We start from the raw sequence: 21,424 nt of genomic DNA, 5'->3' as shown, positions 1-21,424 counted from the left end.
CAACCGTATTGGCGCATTCTTTTGCATCCACCTTTAGCCAACGCCCTTCATGAAAAAACACCCCCTTGCCCCCTCGCCGGAAGAAATCGAGCTCAAGCTGGCTTTGCCCACGTCCAGCCCGTCCGGGCTGGCAGGCCTGGCCAAGCGGCTCGCGCAGACGCCCGTGCTGGCGCGCCGCAAAGCGACGCGGCAGCAACTGCACAACATCTACTACGACACCCCCGGGCAGCGCCTGCACCAGAAGCGTGTCGCGTTGCGGCTGCGGCGCGTGGGCAGCGACGCGAACCCGTCATGGCTGCAGACCCTCAAGATGGGCGGCCGCAGCGACTCGGCCCTGAGCCAGCGCGGCGAATGGGAACTGCCCGTGCCCGGCGCCGAACTGGCACGGCAGGCGCTTGAAGCCACGCCGTGGTCCAAATTTGACCCGGACGGCAGCGTGTTCAAGGCGCTGGCGCCGTGCATCGTGACCACCTTCGAGCGCACCAGCTGGTCCGTGCGCAAGCGCGGCGGCAGCGTTGTCGAGGTGTCGCTGGACATCGGGCAGGTCGTGGCCGGCGACAGGCGCACCCCCATTTGCGAGCTGGAACTCGAACTGCTCGCGGGGCAGCCGGCCGCGCTGTTCGACATCGCCCGGCAAATCGCCCGCAGCGTCGCGGTGCTGCCGCTCAACGCCAGCAAGGCCGAGCGCGGCTACGCCTTGCTGCAGGACGCCCAGAGCCTGCCACTGCGCGCCCGGCCGCCGGCGCTGACCCGGAACATGGCCCTGCCGCTGGCCGCGCAGTGCGTGCTGCGCGAAATGTTCGGCCAGTTCACCAGCAACCTGAACACGCTGACCCGCTCGGACGACCCCGAGGTGGTGCACCAGGCCCGCGTCGGCTGGCGGCGTTTCAGGAGTGCGTGGCGGCTGTTCCAGCCCGCGCTGGCAGCGCATGCGGCGGCGCCCGCCTGGCAGTCGCTGGAGCCGCTGCTGATGTTCGTGGGCGAGTTGCGCGACCTTGACGTGGCCCTGAACGACACCCTGCCGCCGCTCGCGGCCGCCTACACCGCAGGCAACGCGCAGCGCGAAGAGAAATGGCAGGCGATGCTCCAGGCCCTGACGCAGGCCGCCCTGCTGCAGCGCAAGTCCGTGCGCCATGCGCTGCAAACGCCTGCCGTCGGCGCGACACTGCTGGCCATCACGCAATGGCTGGAAGAACTGCCTGCAAGCAAGGGGCCGGACGATGCAAAAGCCGGGCCGGACATCTCCCTGCGCCGCTGGGCCAGGCAGCGCATCACGCGACAGCACAAAAAGATGAAGCAAGCCCTCAAGGACACCGCCCATCCGGAGAGCCAGCACCGCGCGCGGATTCTCTCGAAGCGGCTGCGCTACGGCATCGAAGCCCTGCGTCCCCTGCTGCCCCGGCGGCAAGCCGAGCGCTGGCACGCCAAGGCGACCGCGCTGCAGACCGGCATCGGGGCGACGCGCGACATCATGCAGGCGGGGGTGCTGGCGGTCCGCTTCGAAGCCGACCCGGGACTGGCCGAATTCCTGCGCGGCGTGGCCGCCGGTCAGCCAGTCCCGCGCTGACCGGCCAGCGGCTAGAAATCGAGCCACTTGCGCATCATTTCGTGCCCTTGCGCACGCTCAGCTTGCATAACCAGCTATTAAAACAATAGCATCAAGATTGCCCAGCAGCGTGCGCCGAACGCTGGTCAGCACGGCCAGCCGGGCATGCTTGCATCCGCCATGCGCCACGCCGTCGCCAGAAAAGCCACCACCCGTCTCGGGAAGCAAGTAAATTCCATGGCGGGCTGTCAGCCGGACCGGGCAAACTACAGGGGAGCGTTCAAACGGTAGCCAGACACCCATACCCCAATGCCTTTAAGATTCCTGGCGCTTCGCGCGATCACCCTCTACCAGCGCCACCTTTCGCCATCCAAGGGCTTTTCCTGCGCCTACCGGGTTCACACGGGATGCCAAAGTTGCTCCGTCCTCGGTTACCGGGCCATTCGCCGCTTTGGCGTCTGGCGCGGCCTGGGAACCCTGAGGGAGCGATTCGAGCGTTGCCGCGCCGTCCACAGGCGGCATCCAGCCTTCCCCAAGGTGCCACGAAGCCAGGCCGGGTTCTGCGATGCGTCCTGCGATCTGCCCTGCGACGTTGGCGTGTCTGACTGCTATTGCCCTTGCGACTGTCCGGGCGACTGTGGCGACTGGAGCAAGTCCAAAAAGTCAGAAAAGGAAGAAAAGCCTGTGTACATTCCGCCCAGGGCGGTGCGTGGAGGCCGGGTTCAATGAAAGGGTGGCGAAGACTCTGGCCGCCATGAATTTCAAGCATCATTCAGGCCGCTCACGCATGCTGGACGCGCACAAGCAGCTACTAAATCAATAGCAATCAATCCACCACGAAGCGCGGGTCGCTGGTGACGCTCAGGAAGGGCGCGCTATGTGATCTGGACGATGACCGGACCTTGCGCGACGACCGGCGGGCTCGCGTGGGTATTCGAGGCATTTTTCTGGATCCAGTCGCGCGCGACTTTCACGCTCTCGTCGGCGCCGGCCTTGTCCGTGCAAACAGTCACCGACATGCCGCCGTCATCAGTACCCAGCAGCGTGTAGCTGACGAGGCCAGGCACTTTGCGCAAAGTAGCTTCGACGTCGGCCTTCCGCTCTTGCAAAATATCGAACAGTTGCCTTGCGCCAGCACCCGAGTAGCTTCTTACAACTGCATGCATAGTGATCTCCCTTGTGAGTTAGCGTCCTGATGCCCATCCAGACCCGCTGATCGCCGCTCTTCGCTGGGACGCCGTCCGGCTCGCCAGGAAACAGCCTCAAGTTCGACGCGAACCGCGTCTTCGGCAGCCATCATGGGCCGTGCCTGAAATTCAAAAGCAGGCCAAATCAGCATAGCTTGTGAACGGCCAGCGGGTCGTCGCAATCGTGTAAGGTTATCGACAGCCTGTGGCCGGTCGCGGCGGCATTGCCAAAGCCGGCAATGCCGCGATGGCGGTCAGCGCATTGGGCGTGAACACAAGCGCTGCCTCCATGTGCCGCATCCCGTGCGCACTGAACAGCCCGCAGGCGGCAGTTTCAGCATCATTCAGGCCTTTTGCGCATACTGCATATGTGTATGCAGCTATCAAAACAATAGCAATCAACCCGCCACCAGCCGCCCATCCACCAGCTCGATGATGCGGTCGCAGCGCGCGGCCAGGCGCGGGTCGTGGGTGACGATCAGGCAGGCGCTGCCGTGGTCGCGGTTGAACTCACGCAGCAGGCCGAACACCTCGTCGGCCGACACCGTGTCGAGGTTGCCGGTCGGCTCGTCGGCCAGGATCAGGCGCGGGCGCAGCGACAGCGCGCGCGCTATCGCCACGCGCTGCTGCATGCCGCCCGAGAGTTCGCCGGGGCGCTTGTATTCGGCGCCCTTCAGGCCCACACGGGCCAACAGTTCCCGTGCGTTGGCTTCGGCGTCAAGCGTGGCGGTGCCGTGGGCGATGATGGATGGCAGCAGCACGTTTTCCAGCGCGGTGAAGGCCGGCAGCAAGTGGTGGAACTGGAACACGAAGCCGATGGTCGCGCCGCGCAACTGCGTCAGGCCCGCATCGTCGAGCGACCCGGTGGGCTGGCCGGCGATTTCCAGCGTGCCGGACGTGGGCCGCTCCAGCAGTCCGATGATGTTGAGCAGCGTGCTCTTGCCCGAACCCGACGGCCCCTTGAGCGCGACGAACTCGGCGGGCTGCAGGCTCAGGCTGATGCCGTGCAGCACCTCGGTCTCGACTTCCGTGCCGACGTTGTAGCTGCGGTGGATGTCGGTCAGGCGCAGGATGGGGGCGGGGGGAGTGGTCACCGACCCTCAGACTGCTACCGAGTGCGCTTGAAGGCTGACCTGCAGCCTTTGGCGCACTGCCTGAAAAATCGCGGCCAGGTTGTCCATGCTGGGATTGCCCGTGGAGGACAACATCCGGTGCAGACTCTTGCTCGGTTTGGCGGTGAGCGTTGCGAGTTGCTCAAAGCCGATGGTGGCGTTGACGAGATCACGCAAGATGAGGCGGGCGGTCTCGGGCTCACCGTTAAGGAACAAAGTGGCCGCCTCATCCAGCAGTGCCTGCGCAAACGACGTATCGCTTTGCACTCTCTGAATGACGGTTTCCTTGAAATTTCTAGTCAGTGCCATTGCCTTTACCTCTTGTGCTTGCCAGTTGATTTGGTGGTCATGGCCTTTTTGCGGGCCTTGTATTCGGTCAGCAGTTCTTTGGCTTTGTCGATGTCGCGTTGCTGGCCCCGCTTGGTGCCGCCGCCAAAGAGCACGATGAGGGTGTCGCCCTCCTTGGCGAGGTAAATCCGGTAGCCTGGCCCCCAGTCAATAACGTATTCACCCATTCCATCGAACCACTTGATGCTTGACGTGTTGCCCAGCTCCATTCGAAGCTTGGCAACGGTCACCTTCGCGGCAGCCTGTGATGGCAGGCCGTCAAACCAATGCTTGTAGGGGTTTGATGAATCCTCACGTATGTACTCTTCAACTTTGATCACCATGCCGGATGGTAACGCATATGTTACCGTTGATCGTGCGGCGAGTTTGATGCTGGCAGCGCGGTAGTTGGCGCGGCGGTTGCGCCGCGCAGTGCTGTCAGGCCCGCGTCGCCCAGCGCCTGGGTGGGCTGACCGGCGATGTCCAGCGCGCCGGACGTGGGCCGCTCCAGCAGGCCGATGATGTTGAGCAGCGTGCTCTTGCCCGAACCCGAAGGCCCCTTGAGCGCAACGAATTCGGCGGGCTGCAGGCTCAAGGAAATGCCGTGCAGCACCCCGGTTTCGACCTCCGTGCCGACGTTGTAGCTGCGGCGGATGTCGGTCAGGCGCAGGATGGGGGCGGGTGGGGTGTTCATGCGCCTTGTATTGTGAACGCATGGGTTTTGAGGGCTGGGGCTTGGTTTGCGATGTCTGAAGCTTGTCGCTGCGGGACTGAAGTTGGTTTAAAACTGGCTTTTGAGCTTTATGAGTTGGAAAGCCACTTAAAACCGGGGGTGAAAACGCAAGAAATTCGCAGCTTCTACAGTAAATTTTCTTTATATCAGTTGTGCTACTTCGTGCTCTCGTATTCAAACGACCAAAAACGGACTTTCGCTGCTCATTGTTCGAAAGGAGCACCCGCGTCGCGTAACGAATCGAAGGGCACAATAGACCATGACAAGCAAAGTACCTCCCGACAAGTTTTCACCTGATTTGGGCGATTGGCGTCTGATGACCGCTGGGTGGATTACTGCCATCAACAATGTGTCATTGGACGAGCCGAAGTCTTATCGCGGCAGCACATGGTTTCAAGACAAGAATGGCACCGATGTTTCGTTTCCTACGCCAAGTGCAGCGGCTCTTCACTTGAATGCGGCATGGAAGGCGTCCAAGCGTGCACAGGCAATCAAGGATGGCCTAATGGTTCATCTGTTCAATGCAAATGGTATGCCGAGTATGCAAGCGTCAGAGGAGCGAATCCCAGCGTTGTTTGACTACTTCGAAGAAATGATAGCGGTTGCATTCAACAGCTTCGGAGCGATCGAGGCTTTTTGCAACCAGACCGTGGTTGAGAAGGGCGGCACAGCCGTTACGGTGGTGGTCAAGAAGAAGATGAAGGTGTCAAAGACACCCGAGGAGATCGAGCGCGAGCATTCAACCGACGAGAAGCTGGGACGCATTGTTCCAGAACTCCTCGAAATACGAACTCCTCGGGGAATGGCGACTTGGGACACCTATCTGGCCATAAAGCAAATCCGCGATGCGGTGACGCACTTCAAACGCAGGGACCAGATGCGGCATGCTGACCAGTCAAACGAACCGACGGCACTCCTCGCTCTTTACCGAATCGACTGCTTCAAGCTACCTGAAGATGCAATGAAGGTTCTTCGACACTTCCAGCCAATAGGTAGTGTGCAGCGGTGGATGATGAACCCTGCATGGAAGCGCGATGCGTCCATCCCTGCGGTATAGCCCACGCCGAGTTTCGTCAAAACTTTATATGGCGCTCACAAGCAATCGCTGCATTGCTGCCGCTCAAACACTGGACTCAATGACTGAAGCGAATCAATAGCAGCATCCACCCGACAGCAAAACCTCAAGCCCTAATCGCCTGCACCGGGTCCATCCTCGCCGCGCTGCGCGCCGGTATCGCCGCCGCCGCCAGCCCGACCCCGCAGGCCACGACCGACGCCAGCAGCACCAGCATCGGGTCGAGTTGCGCCGAAAACAGCGAGCCGCCATCAGGGCTTTTGAAGACGTGCGAAAACACTACCAGCAGGCCGAAGGCCAGCGCCGATCCGAGCACCGAGCCGGCCAGCCCGACCAGCCCGCCCTGCAGCAAAAACACCGTCATGATGCGCCGCCGCCCGGCGCCCATGGCCCGCAGAATGCCGATTTCGCGCTGCTTTTGCACCACGCTGACCACCAGCACGCTGGAAATGCCGAGCGCCACGATGATCACGACAAAGCTGCGGATCAGGTTGTTCGACACCGTCTGGTTGCTCAGGGCGTTGAGCAGGCCGGAGTTGGTCTGCATCCAGCTGTCCACCGTCAGGCCGGTCTGGGCGCGCAGGGCGTCGGCAACCTGGTTGGCGCCAAACAGATCCTTCACCGTCAGGTCGATGTTGGACACGCCGCCGGGCAAATCAAGCAACGTCTGCGCGAGTTTGAGCGTGACGAACACCCAGCGCCGGTTCAGGTCGCGGTTGCCCATGTCGAACAGGCCGGTGATGTCCAGCGTTTCCGTGCGGCCGCTGGCGCTGGTCACGCGCAACTTGTCGCCTACGGTCACGCCCAGGTCGCTGGCCAGGTCAACGCCGATCAGGGTGTTGCTGCCGGTCACGTCGAAGCGGCCGCGCGTCATGTAGTCGTCCATGCGCACCACGCGCCGGTAGGCGTCGGGCTGCACGCCGAGCAGCGCGACGCTCTTGTTGCTGTTGCCGCGCGACGCAAAGGCCGGGCCGCTGACCACGGGCGACACCGCCAGCACGCCGGGCGTGGCGGCGGCCAGGCCGGCGATGCGCTCCCACTGGTCCACCGAGCGCAGGCGCTGGTCGCGCGGCTGCACCACGGCGGCCACGGCGCGGTCTTCGCTGGGCGTGACGACGCGCTGCGTGACTTCTTCGAGCGGCCGGATCACCACATGCGCCTGCGAGCCCAGCACCCGGTCGATGATGGTCGATTGCAACTGGTTGATGAGCTGGGTCAAGAAAATGATGACCGCCACGCCGCCGGTCACGCCGGCCAGGATCAAGACGCTCTGCATGCGGCCTTCGCGCAAAAAGCGCAGCGCCACCAGCAGCTCGAACGGCATCCAGCGGGTCCAGGAACTCAGGGCGGGGCGGTGGCGTGAAAGCATGGTTTTTTTACGGTTCCGGTCAGCGTGAAATGAAGGACGGCGTTTCCATGCCCTTGACTGGCGCCACCACCGGGCCGGGCCGCACGCGGTCGCCGGCGATGGCTTTTTCGGTCTGTGGAATGATGGCGTCGCCCTCTTTCAGCCCTTCGGTGATTTCAATGGAACCGACGCCGCGCAGGCCCAATTTGACCGGCACGCGCACCGCCAGTCCATCCTGCAGCGCCAGCACCCACGGCGCTTCGCGGTCGGCGTCGCGCACCGCGCCCGAGGGCAGCACCAGCGCGTCCTTTTTCAGGCCACCGACCAGCTCGACCGACACCGTCATGTCGGGCCGCAAAAAGGGCGGAGGATTGGGCACCGCCAGCCGCACCTCGACCGTGCCGCGCTGCGGATCGACCGCCGGGGCGATGTAGTTCAGTTGCGCATCGAAGGACTGGCCGGGGTAGGCGTCGGCGACCGCCTTGGCGGGCATGCCGGGGGTCAGCAGGCGCAGGTTTTTTTCATCGACATTGGCGTCGATGCGGGTGCCGCCCTGCGCGGCCAGCGTCAGCAGCACATGGCCGGGCTGGGCCATGGAGCCGGGCTCGACGCTGCGCGTCAGCACGATGGCATCGACCGGGCTGGCGATGCTAAGGCGCGCCAGCCGCGCCTGCGCAATGTCAACGGCAGCCAGGGCCTGATCGACGCGCGAGGCGGCCAGCGTGCGCTCGACGCCGCTGGGCTGGTTGGCCTGGGCCTGCACCCGGGCCGACTGCAGCGCGCTTCGGGCCGTGTCGAGCGCGCGCCGGGCGTCGTCGAGCTTTTGCTGCGAAAAGAAGCCCTGCGCCACCAGTTCGCGGGCGCGCTGGAAGTCGCGCTCGGCCGACGTGAACGCGGCTTCGGCCTGCACCACGGCTTGACCAGCGACCGGCGCGGCCACCGTCGCCTGCTGGGTGGCGCGGCCGCGCGCTTCGACCAGCGCGGCGCTGGCCTGCTGCAAGGCGGCGCGCGCTTCGGCATCCGACAGGCGCAGCAGCAGCGCGCCGGCCCTGACGCGGTCGCCTTCGCGCACGCGCACTTCGAGCACCGTGGCGGTGACTTCGGCGCCAATGTCCATGCGTGCCGGGGCGTTGAGCCGCCCGGTCGCGACGACCGACTGCACGATGCCGGTGCGGGCCACCGGCACCAGTTGCACCGGCGTGCCGCGCCGGCTGGCCAGCACGGCAGCGCCCGCCACGGCCAACACCAGCAAGGCGCCAACGCCCCATTTGAAAAGAGGTTTCATGCGGTAAGCGTAGCAGTTGACATCCTCCCGGCCCTAAAGAGACCGGGATTCCTGCTGAGTTGACATGAGCGAGATCGTTCGTGTCAAAACTTCGGCGGATTCCTGCTTCACAGAGGCTGCATCGGAGCGCTTGCGCGCTGGCCGACGTCTGACCACCTCTCCACAGGCCGTGGCTGGAGAAGATTCTCCAGCCTGTGCCGCGTGCCCCGCGGCCCATTGTTCCTTCGCTCGCTGCAGGAGCACCTGTGCGGCGTTGATGTCGGCGTTTTCAGCGTGGCCACAGGCCACGCTGAAAACGCCTGAGATTTGCGATTCTCCGCCGCCACATGGTCGCATGCGGCACACGTTTGGCTTGAGTAAGCCGGTTCGACCAGCACCAGCTGGCCGCCGCGCCACTGCAGCTTGTACTGGAGTTGCCGGCCGAACTCGCCCCAGGCGGCGTCCAGAATCAAACGGTTCAGGCCTGCCTTCTGGCGGATGTTTTTGCCGGGAGCGTCCTTCGTTCCCTTGGCGCTGGCCGACATGTTCTTGATCCGCAGGTCTTCGATCGCAATGACCGGATGTCGGTCGGCCAACTCCGTCGTCAGCTTGTGCAGCCAGTCTTCGCGCTGGCGCGCAATGCGCCTGTGCAGGTCGCCGAGCTTGCAAATGGCCTTCTTGCGATTGGCCGATCCCTTGACTTTGCGGCTGACTGATTTCTGCGCCCGACGCACATACCGGGCCTGGCGCTTGAGCGCCAGCAATGGCTTGATTTTGACGCCGGCGCTCGTGGCGGCGAACACCGTCAAACCGACGTCAATGGCCAGGCTGGGTTCCAACCCAGCCGCTGGCAAGACATCTGGAAGCTCGACCTGGATGCTTGCAAACCAGCGCGCGCCTTCCTTGCTCAGCGAGAGGTTCTGGGCGTTCCGTTGATCCCCTGGCTCTGCTTGATGCGCAGCCAGCCCAGCTTCATGACCTTGATGCGCTGGTTGGGCTGGTCGATCTGAAAGTGCGCCGCAGCGGGAAATCGCAGGCCGGGCTCCTCGCCGTGGCGCTTGAAGCTCGGATAGCCCCCAGCCTTGGCAAAGAAGCGCTGGTAGGCCTCATGCAGGCGCTTGAGCGCCTGCTGCTGCGGAGGAATGGGTGCTTCTGACAGCCAAATCGTCTCAGGCGCGTTGCGCCAGGTCGTCAGCCATTTGCACATCTCGGCGTAGCCGGCGTATTTTTCGCCAGCGGCATAGCGCCAGCGCTGCTCGGAGATCGCCTGGTTCCAGATCCAGCGTGCACAACCTGCACTGCGCCGCAAAGCTCTTTCTTGCTCTGGCTTGCAGCGAAGCTGGAATCGATAGGCGCGCAAAGTAGACATTCCACACGAGCGTAAAGGATGAAGCAGAAATCACCAAGCAAAACGGCATCGAACCGTTGTGCTTGGCCCGCTATCCCTCCCAGGCCTGAAGGCCGGGGCTTCTTGTGGAAATTGGTGAAACTTGCCGGCGCGCTACGGCAGGGCGGCGGCGTAAACTGAAGCAACGCTCCTGGAATCCACCATGCCACTGCCCGCCCAAGCCGCCCCATCCCCGTCCCCATCCCCGTCCGATCCCGATGACCTCGGGCGCTACCTGGCGCTGATGGTCGCCCACGGCGCATCCGACCTTTTCCTGTCGGCTGAGGTGGCCGCCTCGCTCAAGATCCAGGGCCGCATCCGCCGCCTGCCCGAGCCGCCGCTGACGGGAACCCACATCAAGCGCCTGGCGTATTCGGTGATGCGCGACAGCCAGGTTCGCGAGTTCGAGGCCGATCTGGAGTGCGACCTGGCGATTGCCATGGATGCGCTGGGCCGCTTTCGCGTCAATGTGTTCCGCCAGCGCGGCGAGGTGGCGGTGGTGGTGCGGCACATCAACAGCACGATCCCGACGCTCGAATCGCTGAAGCTGCCGCCGGTGCTGAAAACGCTGGCCATGCTCAAGCGCGGCCTGGTGCTGGTGGTCGGCGCGGCCGGCTCGGGCAAATCGACCACGCTGGCGGCCATGCTGGACTACCGCAACAACATGGCCAGCGACCACATCCTGACGGTGGAAGACCCGATGGAGTTCGAGCACAGCCATAAGAAATGCATCGTTGATCAGCGCGAGGTCGGGCTGGACACGCGCTCTTTCGACGAAGCGCTGCGCCGCGCCATGCGCGAAGCGCCCGACGTGATCATGATCGGTGAAATCCGCGACCGCGAAACCATGCAGCACGCCATGGCCTATGCCGAAACCGGCCACCTGTGCGTCTCGACCCTGCATGCCAACAATGCCAACCAGGCCATCCAGCGCGTGCTGAATTTTTTCCCGGAAACCGCGCAGCGCCAGGTGCTGATGGACCTGTCGCTCAACCTCAAGGGCGTCGTCGGCCAGCGCCTGCTGGCAGGCGCGGCCGGCAAACGGGTTCCGGCGGTCGAGGTGATGCTGCTGTCGCCCTATGTCGCCGATTTGATCCAGAAGGGCCAGACCGACGAGATCAAGGCGGTGATGGCCAAGAGCGTCGAGCTGGGCATGGCCACCTTCGACCAGTCGCTGTACGAGCTGTACGTGCGCGGCGACATCACGCACGAGCAGGCCATCGAGCATGCCGACTCGAAAACCGACCTGTCGCTGCGCATCCGGCTGGCGTCCGGGCGCCGCCCCGACACCGAAGCCCTGCAGGTGCTGCGCGACTGATGCATTGAACGGGCGCCCGCCCGCCGCGCGCCCTTTAGCCTTTAGCATTGCGCCCACTGATACAACGGGAGCGATTGATGGGCATGCTGGACTGGACGGAAAAAAGCAGCGCGGTGCTGCGGCAGGGCGGGGTCATCGGGCCGGACGAGCGGCTGCCCTGGCCGCAAACGGCACTCATGGGCGTGCAGCATGTGATTGCGATGTTCGGCTCGACAGTGCTGGCGCCGCTGCTGATGGGCTTCGATCCCAACATTGCCATCTTGATGAGCGGCATCGGCACGCTGATCTTTTTTGCCGTCACCGGCGGCAAGGTGCCCAGCTACCTCGGTTCGAGCTTTGCCTTCATCGGCGTGGTGATCGCCGCCACCGGCTATGCCGGCAAGGGGCCGAATGCGAATATTGGCCTGGCGCTGGGCGGCATCATCGCCTGTGGCGCGGTCTATGCGGCCATCGGCGCGCTGGTGCAGGCGGTCGGCACGCGCTGGATCGAGCGCTTCATGCCGCCGGTGGTCACCGGCGCCGTGGTGGCGGTCATCGGCCTGAACCTGGCCAGCATCCCGGTCAAGAACATGGCGGCCAGCAACTTTGACGCGTGGATGCAGGTCGTCACCTTCGTCAGCGTGGCGCTGGTGGCGGTGCTGGCGCGCGGCATGCTGCAGCGCCTCCTGATTCTGATCGGGCTGATCGCCTCGTCGCTGGTCTATGCGCTGCTGACCAACGGCCTGGGGCTGGGCAAGCCGATTGACCTCTCCAGCATGGCGAAGGCGGACTGGTTCGGCATGCCGGGCTTCACCACCCCGGTGTTCAGCACCAGCGCCATGCTGCTGATCGTTCCGGTGGTCATCATTCTGGTCGCCGAAAACCTCGGCCATATCAAGGCGGTGACGGCCATGACCGGCAAGAACCTGGACCGCTACATGGGCCGCGCCTTCATCGGCGACGGCGTGGCGACCATGGTGTCTGGCAGCCTGGGCGGCACCGGCGTGACGACCTATGCCGAAAACATCGGCGTGATGGCGGCGACCCGGATTTATTCGACTGCGGTGTTTGTGTTCGCCGCGCTGATCGCGGTGGCGCTGGGTTTCAGCCCCAAGTTCGGCGCGCTGATCCAGGCGATTCCGCTGCCGGTGATGGGCGGCGTGAGCATCGTGGTGTTCGGCCTGATCGCGGTGGCGGGCGCGAAGATCTGGGTCGATAACCGGGTGGATTTTTCGGACAACAAGAACCTGCTGGTGGCCGCCATCACGCTGGTGCTGGGCACCGGCGACTTCACGCTGAAGTTCGGCCAGTTTGCACTGGGCGGCATTGGCACGGCGACCTTTGGCGCCATCTTGCTGCATGCGCTGCTCGACCGCAAGAAATAAACCGGCTCAAGCGCATGCGCATGCGCCGGCCGGTCCGGCGGCTGCTTAGCAGGAGGACGACCGGCCCTGCGCGCCGGCCTGCGCATGGTTCTGCGCGGAGTTCTGCACCTGGTCCAGTTCGGCCTGGGTCGCGGCCAGCTGGCGCTCCAGGTCGGCGCGCACCTGGATTTCCTCTTTCAGCGCCTGGTTGACCTGCTCCAGGTTCTCGGCGGAGGTTTGAATCCGGCTTTCGAGCTCATCGGTTTTCTGCAGCGCCTGCGCCACATCGCCGGTCTTGACATGCTCCGGCACTTCCTGCTGGAGCACCGCGTTGATCACGCACAACTCGGCGGCCGACTGCTCGACCGTCTCCTGGATGGCTTCATTCTGGTCCAGCGCACGCTCCAGCGAGGTGGGCGTGAACAAGGCGGTCGGGTGTTGGGACATGGTCGGGGTATTGAATAGCAGACTAAAAGCATCAAGCTTAGCAGAGCCCTGTAAAAACATGCTTTTCAGGGCCTTGTCCGACAGACAGCAGCAAAACCGAAGCGCCGGCGCTGGCGGCGTCACTGCTTGCCGGGCGCGGGACGCGGCCCGGCGGCGGGCTCGGGCTCCGAACCGAACAGCTTGCCGATGGCCGCCCCGATCCGCGCGCCTATCGCCGTGCCGATGCCCGGCAGCACGGCGGTTCCGGCGGCGGCGCCGGCCAGGGCGCTGGCCGGCACCGACACCTGGACCTTGTCCAGCGGACCGCTGAGCGTCAAGGGCACGCCGACCACACCATCGACCAGGTCAACCGCCAGTTCGGCCTGAATGCGCAGCTCGGCAACGCGCGCCTTGCCCGATGCGCTGAATGCGCCCGAGCGGGCTTGCAGCCGGCTGAAGGTCACCACCATGCCTTGCGGCGTGTTCTGGGTGTCGATCTGGCCGGTGACGGAATCCAGCGGGGTTTGCCCCGCATGCGCCTGGCCGAGGCTGCGAATGGCCTTGTCCAGGTCAAAGCGCAGCAGCGTCGAGCGGCCCATGCTGAACGACGTGGTGGTATGCAGCGACCGGGCCAATTCGCCCGCCGTGGCGCCGCTGGCCGACAGCGTGGTTTCGCCCGACGCCTTGCCCGCGATGATGGCGCGGCGGTTGAAGGCCTGCAAGGCGCTGGCCACCTCGATATGGCGCGGCTGGAGCTGGCCCGTGAGGCGCAGGCCGCCCTGGCCGCTGGTGTGCAGCAGCAGCTCGCCATCAGCCGTTCCGCCGCCGATGTGGCTGCGCACTTCCCAGCGGTCGTCTTGCCCCTTGCGGGCCAGCGCCAGGTCGGCGGGCGGACTGGTTTGCGGACGGCGAAGCCGGGCCGTGCGCGGCCGCCAGGCGGCATCGAAATCCGCCTCCCCTTCGTACACCACGCGAATGCCGTGGCGCGAAATCCAGGTGACATCGCCAAACTCGATGCGCGCCATCGGCACCTCGTCCAGCGTGAATTCGCGCGCCGGCCCGGCCTCTGCCGCTGCGGGCTTGCGGCCCAGTCCGCGCAGTGACAGCTGCGGCAGCACGGCGCCCTGCACGACGGCCAGGTCCACCTTCATGCGGCGTTGCCAGAGCGCGGAGGTGTTGAGATGGGCGGTGAGCCTTTTGATTTCAATCGGCTGGGGCTGGCCGGTGGCGACCTCCTCGATGACCACCGTGGGCGTGGGCCTCAGGCGCCAGTGCAGCGCGCCGACGCGGACCGGAACGCCCAGCGCCGCCTCCAGCTCGGCGGAGGCGCGAGCGGCCAGTTCCTCATCCGAAGGAACCAGGCTGAGCAGCAGCGCCGCCAGCAGGGCCAGCATGCCTGCGGCAACGCCCGCGCCCAGCAGCCATTGGCGGGTGCGCGTCATGGGGCGGATGCAGTCACGGGCATAGCCGCCAGCTTAAACCGCCCGGATACGCAACACGCACGCGACAAACCGCCAATCGGCTGTAGGCGCCGGCCTTCCAGTGACCAAAATAATGCTCAAATCGGGCTTTTGCGCTTGATGTGTATGCCTGATCAGCTATTAAAAAGTGAGTCGCCAGCGTTTCTCCTGGGGCGGGTCCGGCAGGGCTTGGCAAGGGCGCGACACGGCATCCACGGATGCGAGATCAGGGTTTACCCTTAACACAAAATGCCGGACTGATAAGATTCGGGCATTTCCCTGGCGCTGACGCGCTGTCGCCACTACCCCGGAGTGCCCCTGATGTCTTTCGCTGATCGCGTGCAGAACCCTGCCCTGAGAACCAAAATCATGTCGGCCGACGAGGCCGCCGCGCTGATACCCGCCGGCGCCAATGTCGGCATGAGCGGCTTTACCGGTGCCGGCTACCCGAAGGCGGTGCCGCAGGCGCTGGCGCGGCGCATCGAGAGCCTGCACGCGGCGGGCGAGGAATTCCGCATCGGCCTGTGGACCGGCGCCTCGACCGCGCCCGAACTCGACGGCGCGCTGGCCAAGGTGCACGGCATCGAGATGCGCCTGCCCTACCAGTCGGACCCGACCTGCCGCCGGCAGATCAATGCCGGCGAAATGCAGTACACCGACATGCACCTGTCCAACGTGGCGCAGTTTGTCTGGTTCGGCTTCCTGGGCAAGCTCAGCGTCGCCGTCGTCGAGGTGGCGGGCATCCTGCCGGACGGGCGGCTGATTCCGTCGTCGTCGGTCGGCAACAACAAGACCTGGCTGGACCAGGCCGACCAGATCATCCTGGAAGTCAACACGCTGCAAAACCCCGGCCTCGAAGGCATGCACGACATCTATTACGGCACGCGCCTGCCGCCGCACCGCCAGCCGATTCCGCTGACCGGCCCCGGCGACCGCATCGGCGAGCCCTACCTGACGTGCGACCTGGACAAGGTGATCGCCGTGGTGCCGACCAGCCAGCCCGACCGCAACTCGGCCTTTGCCGCGCCGGACGAGAATTCACAGCGCATCGCCAGCCACATCATTGAATTTTTGCAGCAGGAAGTGAAGCTGGGCCGCCTGCCGGCCGAGCTGCTGCCGCTGCAGTCGGGCGTGGGCAACATCGCCAACGCCGTGCTGGCCGGACTGAACGACGGCCCGTTCAAGGACTTGACGGCCTACACCGAGGTGCTGCAGGACGGCATGCTCGACATGCTGCGCTCGGGCACGCTGGCGATGGCGTCGGCCACCGCGCTGTCGTTCAGCCCCGTGGCGCTGGCCGACTTCAACGAGAACATCGACTTCTACCGCGAGCGCATCGTGCTGCGGCCGCAGGAAATCAGCAACCACCCCGAGGTGGTGCGCCGCCTGGGCGTGATCGCGATGAACGCGATGATCGAGGCCGACCTCTACGGCAACGTCAACTCGACGCACATCATGGGGTCGAGCATCATGAACGGCATCGGCGGCTCGGGCGACTTCGCGCGCAACGCGTATCTGTCGTTCTTCATGACACCGTCGGTGGCCAAGGATGGCGCCATTTCCTGCATCGTGCCGATGGCCTCGCATGTGGACCACACCGAGCACGACGTGGAAATCATCGTCACCGAGCAGGGCCTGGCCGATTTGCGCGGCCTGTCGCCGACGCAGCGGGCGCGGCTGATCATCGAAAAATGCGCCCATCCCGATTTCCGCCCGGCGCTGCTCGATTACTTTGAGCGCTCGCTGAAGACGGCTGCCGGAAAGCACACGCCGCACCTGCTGGACGAGGCCTTGTCGTGGCATTCGCGCTACCTCAAGACTGGCGACATGCGGCCGGTGGCGGCTGTACAGGAAGCGCTGCACCTGGTCTGAAGCTTGTGGTGGTTGACTTTTCGTGGTTGGGCTGGCCGGGAGTCGCCCGGCAGCGACTCACTTTTCTTTGCTTCGCCAAAGAAAAGTAAGCAAAAGAAAGGCGACCCTGCTGTCCGCGACCCTACGCTTCGCTTCGGGCACCCTGCGGTACTCGCTTCAGGCGGGGTCCGCGCAAACTCGCTGCGCTCAAACAGCGCGCGGCCCTGATCCGCCTGAAGCTCCGTTCCTCAGCGCTGACAGAAGGGGGGCTCGGGAGAAAAAACCAATACCAGCAGCCAACAGCCGAATACGCAGAACGCGCAAGCGCGTTCTACTCCCCGAATCCGATTGCGATCCAAACCCGTCCTGGCCGAGCCTGCGCTACGCCGCAAAAGCGGGATCAGGGCCGCGCGCTGTTTGAGCGCAGCGAGTTTGCGCGGACCCCCGCTTTTGTGGCGTAGCGCAGGTTGCCCGAAGCGAAGCGTAGGGACTCGGACTGCGGGTCGCCTTTTCTTTGGTGACTTTCTTTTGGCGAAGCAAAAGAAAGTTACTTGCTGCCGGGCAACCCCCGGCCAGCCCAACCCAGAAAAGCCAACCCAGCAAACAACCAAACAGCAGGCCAAGCAACAGGCCAAAGCCACATCAAACCACTCAAGCCTTCAAAATACAACCATTTAAGCTTTTTGCGCATGCCAATCATGCACAAGTAGCTATTAATTCAATAGCAATCTCAATCCACCAAGGCAGCCTTGATACACCCTTGCATCAACGTCTTAAACATTTTTCGCATGTAGAACAAACTAATCAGTCGTTCCTGAAATAAGACAATGCAGCCACAATCCGGTTTTTGACCCCGCACACCCGGCCTCCCCCATGAACTTTCAGCAACTGCGCTCCGTGCGCGAAACCGTGCGCTGCGGCTTCAACCTGACCGACGTGGCCACCGCGCTGCACACCTCGCAGCCCGGCGTGAGCCGGCAGATCCGCGAGCTGGAGGAAGAAATCGGCATCGAGCTGTTCGTTCGCGCCGGCAAGCGCCTGACCGGACTGACCGAGCCGGGCGCGCATGTGCTGCCCATCGTCGAGCGGCTGCTGCTCGAATGCAGCAACCTGAAAAAAGCCGGCCAGGAATACATGGCGCAGCAAAACGGCCTGCTGTCGATTGCCGCCACCCATTCGCAGGCGCGCTATGCGCTGCCGCCGGCGGTGCAGGAGTTTCGCGCGCAGTTTCCCCATGTGAAGCTGCACCTGCACCAGGGCTCGCCCAAGCAGGTCGCCGAGATGCTGCTGTCGGGCGAGGTCGATGTCGGTATTGCCACCGAAGCGCTCAATGGCTACCCGGAGCTGGTCGCCCTGCCCTGCTACCGCTGGACGCATTCGGTGATCGTGCCGCCCGGCCACGCCTTGCTGAGTGGCCCGCTCACGCTGGAGCGACTGGCGCAGTTTGCCCTGATCACCTACGACAACGGCTTTACCGGCCGCACCCACATCGACCAGGCTTTTGCCCAGCACCAGCTGATGCCCAACATCGTGCTGACGGCGATGGATGCCGACGTCATCAAGACCTATGTCGAACTCGGCATGGGCGTGGGCATCGTGGCGTCGATTGCCTACGAAGCCGAACGCGACACGGCGCTGCGGGCGCTGGATGCCGGCGCGCTGTTCGGCATCAACCTGACCAAGCTGGCGGTGCGGCGCGGCAGCTATCTGCGCAGCTACGTGTATGCGTTCATCGAGTCGTTCGCGCCGACGCTGAACCGGGCCATCGTCGAGCAGACTTTGAGCGGCGCGCCAGGCGGCGACCATTACGACATCTAGCCGCCGGCCGGCGCGGCCTCAGGGCTGGCTGTCCTGGTCTTTCTGATCTTCCCGCGCCATGCGCACCATGCGCTCGCTTTTCCAGTACACATCGTCGCCGCCGTTCATGCGGTTGAGCACGCGCGACAGCACGAACAGCAGGTCGCTCAGGCGGTTCAGGTACAGGCGCGGCGCTTCCTTGAGCGTTTCCACCTTGTCCAGCGCCACCACGGCGCGCTCGGCGCGGCGCGCCACGGTGCGGCAGACATGCGCCAGCGACGCGGCGCGCGAGCCGGCCGGCAGGATGAACTCGGCCAGGCGCGGCAACTGGGCGTTGTAGGTTTCCAGCGCCTCGTCGAGCAGCGCGACCGCTTCGGGCTTGAGCAGTTCGAAGCCCGGAATCGACAGTTCGCCGCCCAGGTTGAACAGCTGGTGCTGCACCTCGACCAGCACTTCGCGCACGCCGCCCGGCATGTCTTCGCACAGCAGCACGCCGATGTTCGAGTTCAGCTCATCGACGTCGCCCATGGCGTGAACCCGCAGGCTGTCTTTGGAAACGCGGGTGTTGTCGCCCAGTCCGGTGGTGCCGTTGTCGCCGGTACGCGTTGCGATTTGTGAAAGTCTGTTGGCCATAAGGGTAAAAGCGCCTGGGCGCGGCAAGTTGCAAGGTTGATGAAGCAGGCAGTGAGGTTAGCAAGCTTTTACCCAAGCCTGGGCAAACCCGGTGCATGCTCATGCCGCCAGCAGGCCATCGGGCTTGACGCCACAGGGCGCCCAGGCCGTAAACTCCGGTTTTCCCCTCAGGAGCCCCCATGAACGCACCGCTGCCCAAGCACCTGCTCCCCGGAATCCTCCAGCGCGAAACGCCGCAGGCGCTGATAGCCGCGCTGAAAAACCGCTTTGCCGAGCGCTGCTCGACCGCCCTGGTGGTGCGCGAACAGCATGGCCGCGACGAGTCCTCGTTTGCCGCGCCGCCGCCGGCCGCCGTGGTGTTTGCCGAAAGCACGCAGGACGTGGCCGACGCGGTCAGGCTGGCCGGCCAGTACAGCGTGCCGGTGATTCCGTTTGGCGTCGGCACCTCGCTCGAAGGCCACCTGCTGGCCGTGCAGGGTGGCATCAGCATCGACGTGAGCCGCATGAACCGGGTGCTGGCGATCAACCCGGAAGACCTGACGGTGACGGTGCAGCCCGGCGTGACGCGCAGGCAGCTCAATGAAGAAATCAAGAGCACCGGCCTGTTCTTTCCCATCGACCCCGGCGCCGACGCCACGCTGGGCGGCATGAGCGCCACCCGCGCCAGCGGCACCAATGCCGTGCGCTACGGCACCATGCGCGAGAACGTGCTGGCGCTTGAAGTCGTCACCGCCAGCGGCGAGATCATCCGCACCGGCACGCGCGCCAAGAAGTCAGCCGCCGGCTACGATTTGACGCGCCTGATGGTCGGCAGCGAAGGCACGCTGGGCGTGATCACCGAGGTCACGGTCAAGCTCTACCCGCTGCCCGAGGCAATTTCGGCGGCGGTCTGCTCGTTCCCGAGCATCGAGGCGGCGGTGCGCACGACCATCGAGATCATCCAGTTGGGCGTGCCGATTGCGCGCGTCGAGCTGATCGACGCCCACACCGTGCGCATGGTCAACGCCCACAGCCGGCTTGCCCTGCGCGAGGAGCCGATGCTGCTGATGGAGTTCCACGGCACGCCGAACGGCGTGAAGGAGCAGGCCGAGCTGGTGCAGGAACTGGCCAGCGGCCACGGCGGCAATGCCTTTGAATGGGCCAGCACGCCCGAGGAGCGCACGCGGCTGTGGACGGCGCGCCACAACGCCTACTTTGCGGCCATCCAGAGCAAGCCCGGCTGCCGGGCGATTTCGACCGACACCTGCGTGCCGATTTCCCGCCTGGCCGACTGCCTGCTCGAATCGGTGGCCGAGGCCGAAGCCAGCGGCATTCCCTATTTCCTGGTCGGCCATGTCGGCGACGGCAATTTTCACTTCGGCTACCTGATCGACCCCGACAACGCCCAGGAGCGCGATGCCGCCGAAGCGCTGAACCACCAGCTCGTGGCCAGAGCCCTGAGCCTGGAAGGCACCTGCACCGGCGAGCACGGCATCGGCCTGGGCAAGATGGACTTCCTGCTGAGCGAGACCGGCGGCGGCGCGGTGGACATGATGCGCGCCATCAAGCGCGCGCTCGACCCGCAGAACATCATGAATCCGGGGAAGATTTTTACCCTCTGAGCTTGCGCGCCACCAGTCTGTTGAGCGCTGCTTGAAGGCCCGTCAGGCCGTCCGGCGCAGCCGCTCGATCAGCCCGTTGACTTCATCGAGCGAGGCAAACTGGATCGCCAGTTCACCGACATCTTCACGCTTGCCGTTGCGCTTGACCTGCTTTTTGATGCGCACTTGCACCTCGGCCATCAGCAGGTCGGCCAGTTCTTCTTCAACGCGGCGGGTGTCGCGCGATTTTTCAGGCGGGGCCTTGTTGGGGGTCAGCGAGAACTCGCTGCCCAGCTTCTTGACCAGGCTTTCGGCCTCGCGCACCGACAACTTTTTAGCCGTGATCTGGTTGGCGGCGGTGATCTGCGTCGCCCGGTCCAGCGCCAGCAGCGCGCGCGCATGGCCCATGTCCAGGTCGCCAGCCATCAGCATGGTCTGCACCGGGTCGGCCAGGTTCAGCAGGCGCAACAAATTGGACGCGGCGCTGCGCGAGCGGCCCACGGCCTGCGCGGCCAGCTCGTGGGTCAGGCCGAATTCCTTGACCAGGCGCTGCAGGCCCTGCGCTTCTTCGAGCGGATTGAGGTCTTCGCGCTGGATGTTTTCAATCAGCGACATGGCGGCGGCCGACTCGTCGGGAACGTCGCGGATCAGCACCGGCAGGCTGTCCAGCCCGGCCAGCCGGGCGGCCCGGAAACGCCGTTCGCCGGCGATGATTTCGTACTTGCCGCTGTTGCTTCCGCTCTTGAGGCGCCGCACCAGGATAGGCTGCATGATGCCCTGCACCTTGATCGATTCGGCCAGTTCGTAGAGCGCGCCCTCGTCCATGCGGGTGCGCGGCTGGTACTGGCCGGGCACCAGGTCGTCGAGCAGCAGCGAAGCCGGCAGGCCGGGGCTGCTGGCGGCGATCAGGGCATTGGCGGCTTCGGGCGATTCATCGACCTTCGGGCCGAGCAGCGCTTCGAGCCCGCGACCCAGGCCTTTTTGTTTTTTGGTGACCATGGAGGTGTCTTGTCTTTCTTTAATCGGGAGGGGCGCCA

Annotated in this window: 22 protein-coding genes; 8 read left to right on the top strand and 14 right to left on the bottom strand. The window is 64.6% G+C overall.

The window, feature by feature from the left end; all coding sequences use genetic code 11:
• Positions 1 to 49 precede the first annotated feature (49 nt).
• Positions 50 to 1,567, top strand: a complete 1,518-nt coding sequence (locus tag PNAP_RS00445; protein ID WP_011799524.1) for a CYTH and CHAD domain-containing protein — start codon at positions 50 to 52, stop codon at positions 1,565 to 1,567.
• Positions 1,568 to 1,624: 57 nt separating this feature from the next.
• Here PNAP_RS00445 and PNAP_RS26715 read toward each other — a convergent pair whose 3' ends face one another.
• Positions 1,625 to 1,849 carry a hypothetical protein gene (locus tag PNAP_RS26715; protein WP_157040177.1) on the bottom strand — a complete coding sequence of 75 codons (225 nt, stop codon included), beginning with the start codon at positions 1,847 to 1,849 and terminating at the stop codon, positions 1,625 to 1,627.
• Between the two features lie 6 nt (positions 1,850 to 1,855).
• Here PNAP_RS26715 and yidD point away from each other — a divergent pair, with 6 nt between their 5' ends.
• Entirely contained in the window at positions 1,856 to 2,275 is a 420-nt protein-coding gene (yidD, locus tag PNAP_RS25410; RefSeq protein ID WP_011799523.1) for a membrane protein insertion efficiency factor YidD, read from the top strand.
• A 146-nt stretch (positions 2,276 to 2,421) separates the two neighbouring features.
• Here the strand turns inward: yidD and PNAP_RS00440 are convergent, their stop codons facing one another.
• The 5 genes from PNAP_RS00440 to PNAP_RS00420 form a co-directional block, all read right to left on the bottom strand.
• Positions 2,422 to 2,712 (bottom strand): hypothetical protein, encoded by a 291-nt coding sequence (locus PNAP_RS00440; protein WP_011799522.1) that lies wholly within the window; start codon positions 2,710 to 2,712, stop codon positions 2,422 to 2,424.
• 419 nt (positions 2,713 to 3,131) lie between these two features.
• On the bottom strand, positions 3,132 to 3,827 hold the full coding sequence (locus PNAP_RS00435; RefSeq protein WP_011799521.1) for an ABC transporter ATP-binding protein: 696 nt from the start codon (positions 3,825 to 3,827) through the stop codon (positions 3,132 to 3,134).
• A 6-nt stretch (positions 3,828 to 3,833) separates the two neighbouring features.
• A complete protein-coding gene (locus tag PNAP_RS26710; RefSeq protein WP_011799520.1) occupies positions 3,834 to 4,154 on the bottom strand; it encodes a helix-turn-helix domain-containing transcriptional regulator in 321 nt (106 codons plus the stop codon).
• A 5-nt stretch (positions 4,155 to 4,159) separates the two neighbouring features.
• Entirely contained in the window at positions 4,160 to 4,516 is a 357-nt protein-coding gene (locus PNAP_RS00425) for a type II toxin-antitoxin system RelE/ParE family toxin (protein ID WP_011799519.1), read from the bottom strand.
• Between the two features lie 20 nt (positions 4,517 to 4,536).
• On the bottom strand, positions 4,537 to 4,866 hold the full coding sequence (locus tag PNAP_RS00420; protein ID WP_232290734.1) for an ATP-binding cassette domain-containing protein: 330 nt from the start codon (positions 4,864 to 4,866) through the stop codon (positions 4,537 to 4,539).
• 298 nt (positions 4,867 to 5,164) lie between these two features.
• Between PNAP_RS00420 and PNAP_RS00415 the strand changes: the two genes are divergently transcribed.
• Positions 5,165 to 5,962, top strand: a complete 798-nt coding sequence (locus tag PNAP_RS00415; RefSeq protein WP_011799518.1) for a hypothetical protein — start codon at positions 5,165 to 5,167, stop codon at positions 5,960 to 5,962.
• Positions 5,963 to 6,086: 124 nt separating this feature from the next.
• Here the strand turns inward: PNAP_RS00415 and PNAP_RS00410 are convergent, their stop codons facing one another.
• The 4 genes from PNAP_RS00410 to PNAP_RS24815 all read right to left on the bottom strand — a co-directional run bounded on the left by PNAP_RS00410 (position 6,087) and on the right by PNAP_RS24815 (position 9,901).
• A complete protein-coding gene (locus PNAP_RS00410; protein WP_011799517.1) occupies positions 6,087 to 7,349 on the bottom strand; it encodes an ABC transporter permease in 1,263 nt (420 codons plus the stop codon).
• A 19-nt stretch (positions 7,350 to 7,368) separates the two neighbouring features.
• Positions 7,369 to 8,613: an efflux RND transporter periplasmic adaptor subunit gene (locus PNAP_RS00405; protein ID WP_011799516.1), complete on the bottom strand. Its 1,245-nt coding sequence runs from the start codon at positions 8,611 to 8,613 to the stop codon at positions 7,369 to 7,371.
• A 107-nt stretch (positions 8,614 to 8,720) separates the two neighbouring features.
• Entirely contained in the window at positions 8,721 to 9,470 is a 750-nt protein-coding gene (locus PNAP_RS24820; RefSeq protein ID WP_232290778.1) for an RNA-guided endonuclease InsQ/TnpB family protein, read from the bottom strand.
• Between the two features lie 29 nt (positions 9,471 to 9,499).
• Positions 9,500 to 9,901: a helix-turn-helix domain-containing protein gene (locus PNAP_RS24815; protein WP_049763615.1), complete on the bottom strand. Its 402-nt coding sequence runs from the start codon at positions 9,899 to 9,901 to the stop codon at positions 9,500 to 9,502.
• Positions 9,902 to 10,142: 241 nt separating this feature from the next.
• Between PNAP_RS24815 and PNAP_RS00395 the strand changes: the two genes are divergently transcribed.
• The gene (locus PNAP_RS00395; RefSeq protein ID WP_011799513.1) at positions 10,143 to 11,297 is read left to right on the top strand and encodes a PilT/PilU family type 4a pilus ATPase; all 1,155 of its coding nucleotides are present in this window, start codon (positions 10,143 to 10,145) and stop codon (positions 11,295 to 11,297) included.
• Positions 11,298 to 11,374: 77 nt separating this feature from the next.
• Entirely contained in the window at positions 11,375 to 12,661 is a 1,287-nt protein-coding gene (locus PNAP_RS00390; protein ID WP_011799512.1) for a solute carrier family 23 protein, read from the top strand.
• Between the two features lie 45 nt (positions 12,662 to 12,706).
• Here PNAP_RS00390 and PNAP_RS00385 read toward each other — a convergent pair whose 3' ends face one another.
• The gene (locus PNAP_RS00385) at positions 12,707 to 13,087 is read right to left on the bottom strand and encodes a hypothetical protein (protein ID WP_198140661.1); all 381 of its coding nucleotides are present in this window, start codon (positions 13,085 to 13,087) and stop codon (positions 12,707 to 12,709) included.
• Between the two features lie 119 nt (positions 13,088 to 13,206).
• Positions 13,207 to 14,508 (bottom strand): AsmA family protein, encoded by a 1,302-nt coding sequence (locus PNAP_RS00380; protein WP_011799510.1) that lies wholly within the window; start codon positions 14,506 to 14,508, stop codon positions 13,207 to 13,209.
• Positions 14,509 to 14,847: 339 nt separating this feature from the next.
• On the opposite strand from PNAP_RS00380, the gene PNAP_RS00375 reads away from it, so the two are divergent.
• Entirely contained in the window at positions 14,848 to 16,398 is a 1,551-nt protein-coding gene (locus PNAP_RS00375) for an acetyl-CoA hydrolase/transferase family protein (RefSeq protein WP_011799509.1), read from the top strand.
• An 852-nt stretch (positions 16,399 to 17,250) separates the two neighbouring features.
• Positions 17,251 to 18,195, top strand: coding sequence for a CysB family HTH-type transcriptional regulator (locus PNAP_RS00370; RefSeq protein WP_011799507.1), 945 nt, complete (start codon positions 17,251 to 17,253; stop codon positions 18,193 to 18,195).
• A gap of 18 nt (positions 18,196 to 18,213) precedes the next feature.
• On the opposite strand, the gene PNAP_RS00365 is transcribed toward PNAP_RS00370, so the two are convergent.
• The gene (locus PNAP_RS00365; protein WP_011799506.1) at positions 18,214 to 18,807 is read right to left on the bottom strand and encodes a cob(I)yrinic acid a,c-diamide adenosyltransferase; all 594 of its coding nucleotides are present in this window, start codon (positions 18,805 to 18,807) and stop codon (positions 18,214 to 18,216) included.
• A gap of 179 nt (positions 18,808 to 18,986) precedes the next feature.
• Between PNAP_RS00365 and PNAP_RS00360 the strand changes: the two genes are divergently transcribed.
• Entirely contained in the window at positions 18,987 to 20,408 is a 1,422-nt protein-coding gene (locus PNAP_RS00360; RefSeq protein ID WP_011799505.1) for an FAD-binding oxidoreductase, read from the top strand.
• A 42-nt stretch (positions 20,409 to 20,450) separates the two neighbouring features.
• On the opposite strand, the gene PNAP_RS00355 is transcribed toward PNAP_RS00360, so the two are convergent.
• The gene (locus tag PNAP_RS00355; RefSeq protein WP_011799504.1) at positions 20,451 to 21,386 is read right to left on the bottom strand and encodes a ParB/RepB/Spo0J family partition protein; all 936 of its coding nucleotides are present in this window, start codon (positions 21,384 to 21,386) and stop codon (positions 20,451 to 20,453) included.
• Positions 21,387 to 21,424 lie beyond the last annotated feature (38 nt).

The sequence above is a fragment of the Polaromonas naphthalenivorans CJ2 genome, from assembly GCF_000015505.1.
GTDB classification, from domain to species: domain Bacteria; phylum Pseudomonadota; class Gammaproteobacteria; order Burkholderiales; family Burkholderiaceae_C; genus Polaromonas; species Polaromonas naphthalenivorans.
This window is presented reverse-complemented; position numbering and strand designations above follow the sequence as displayed.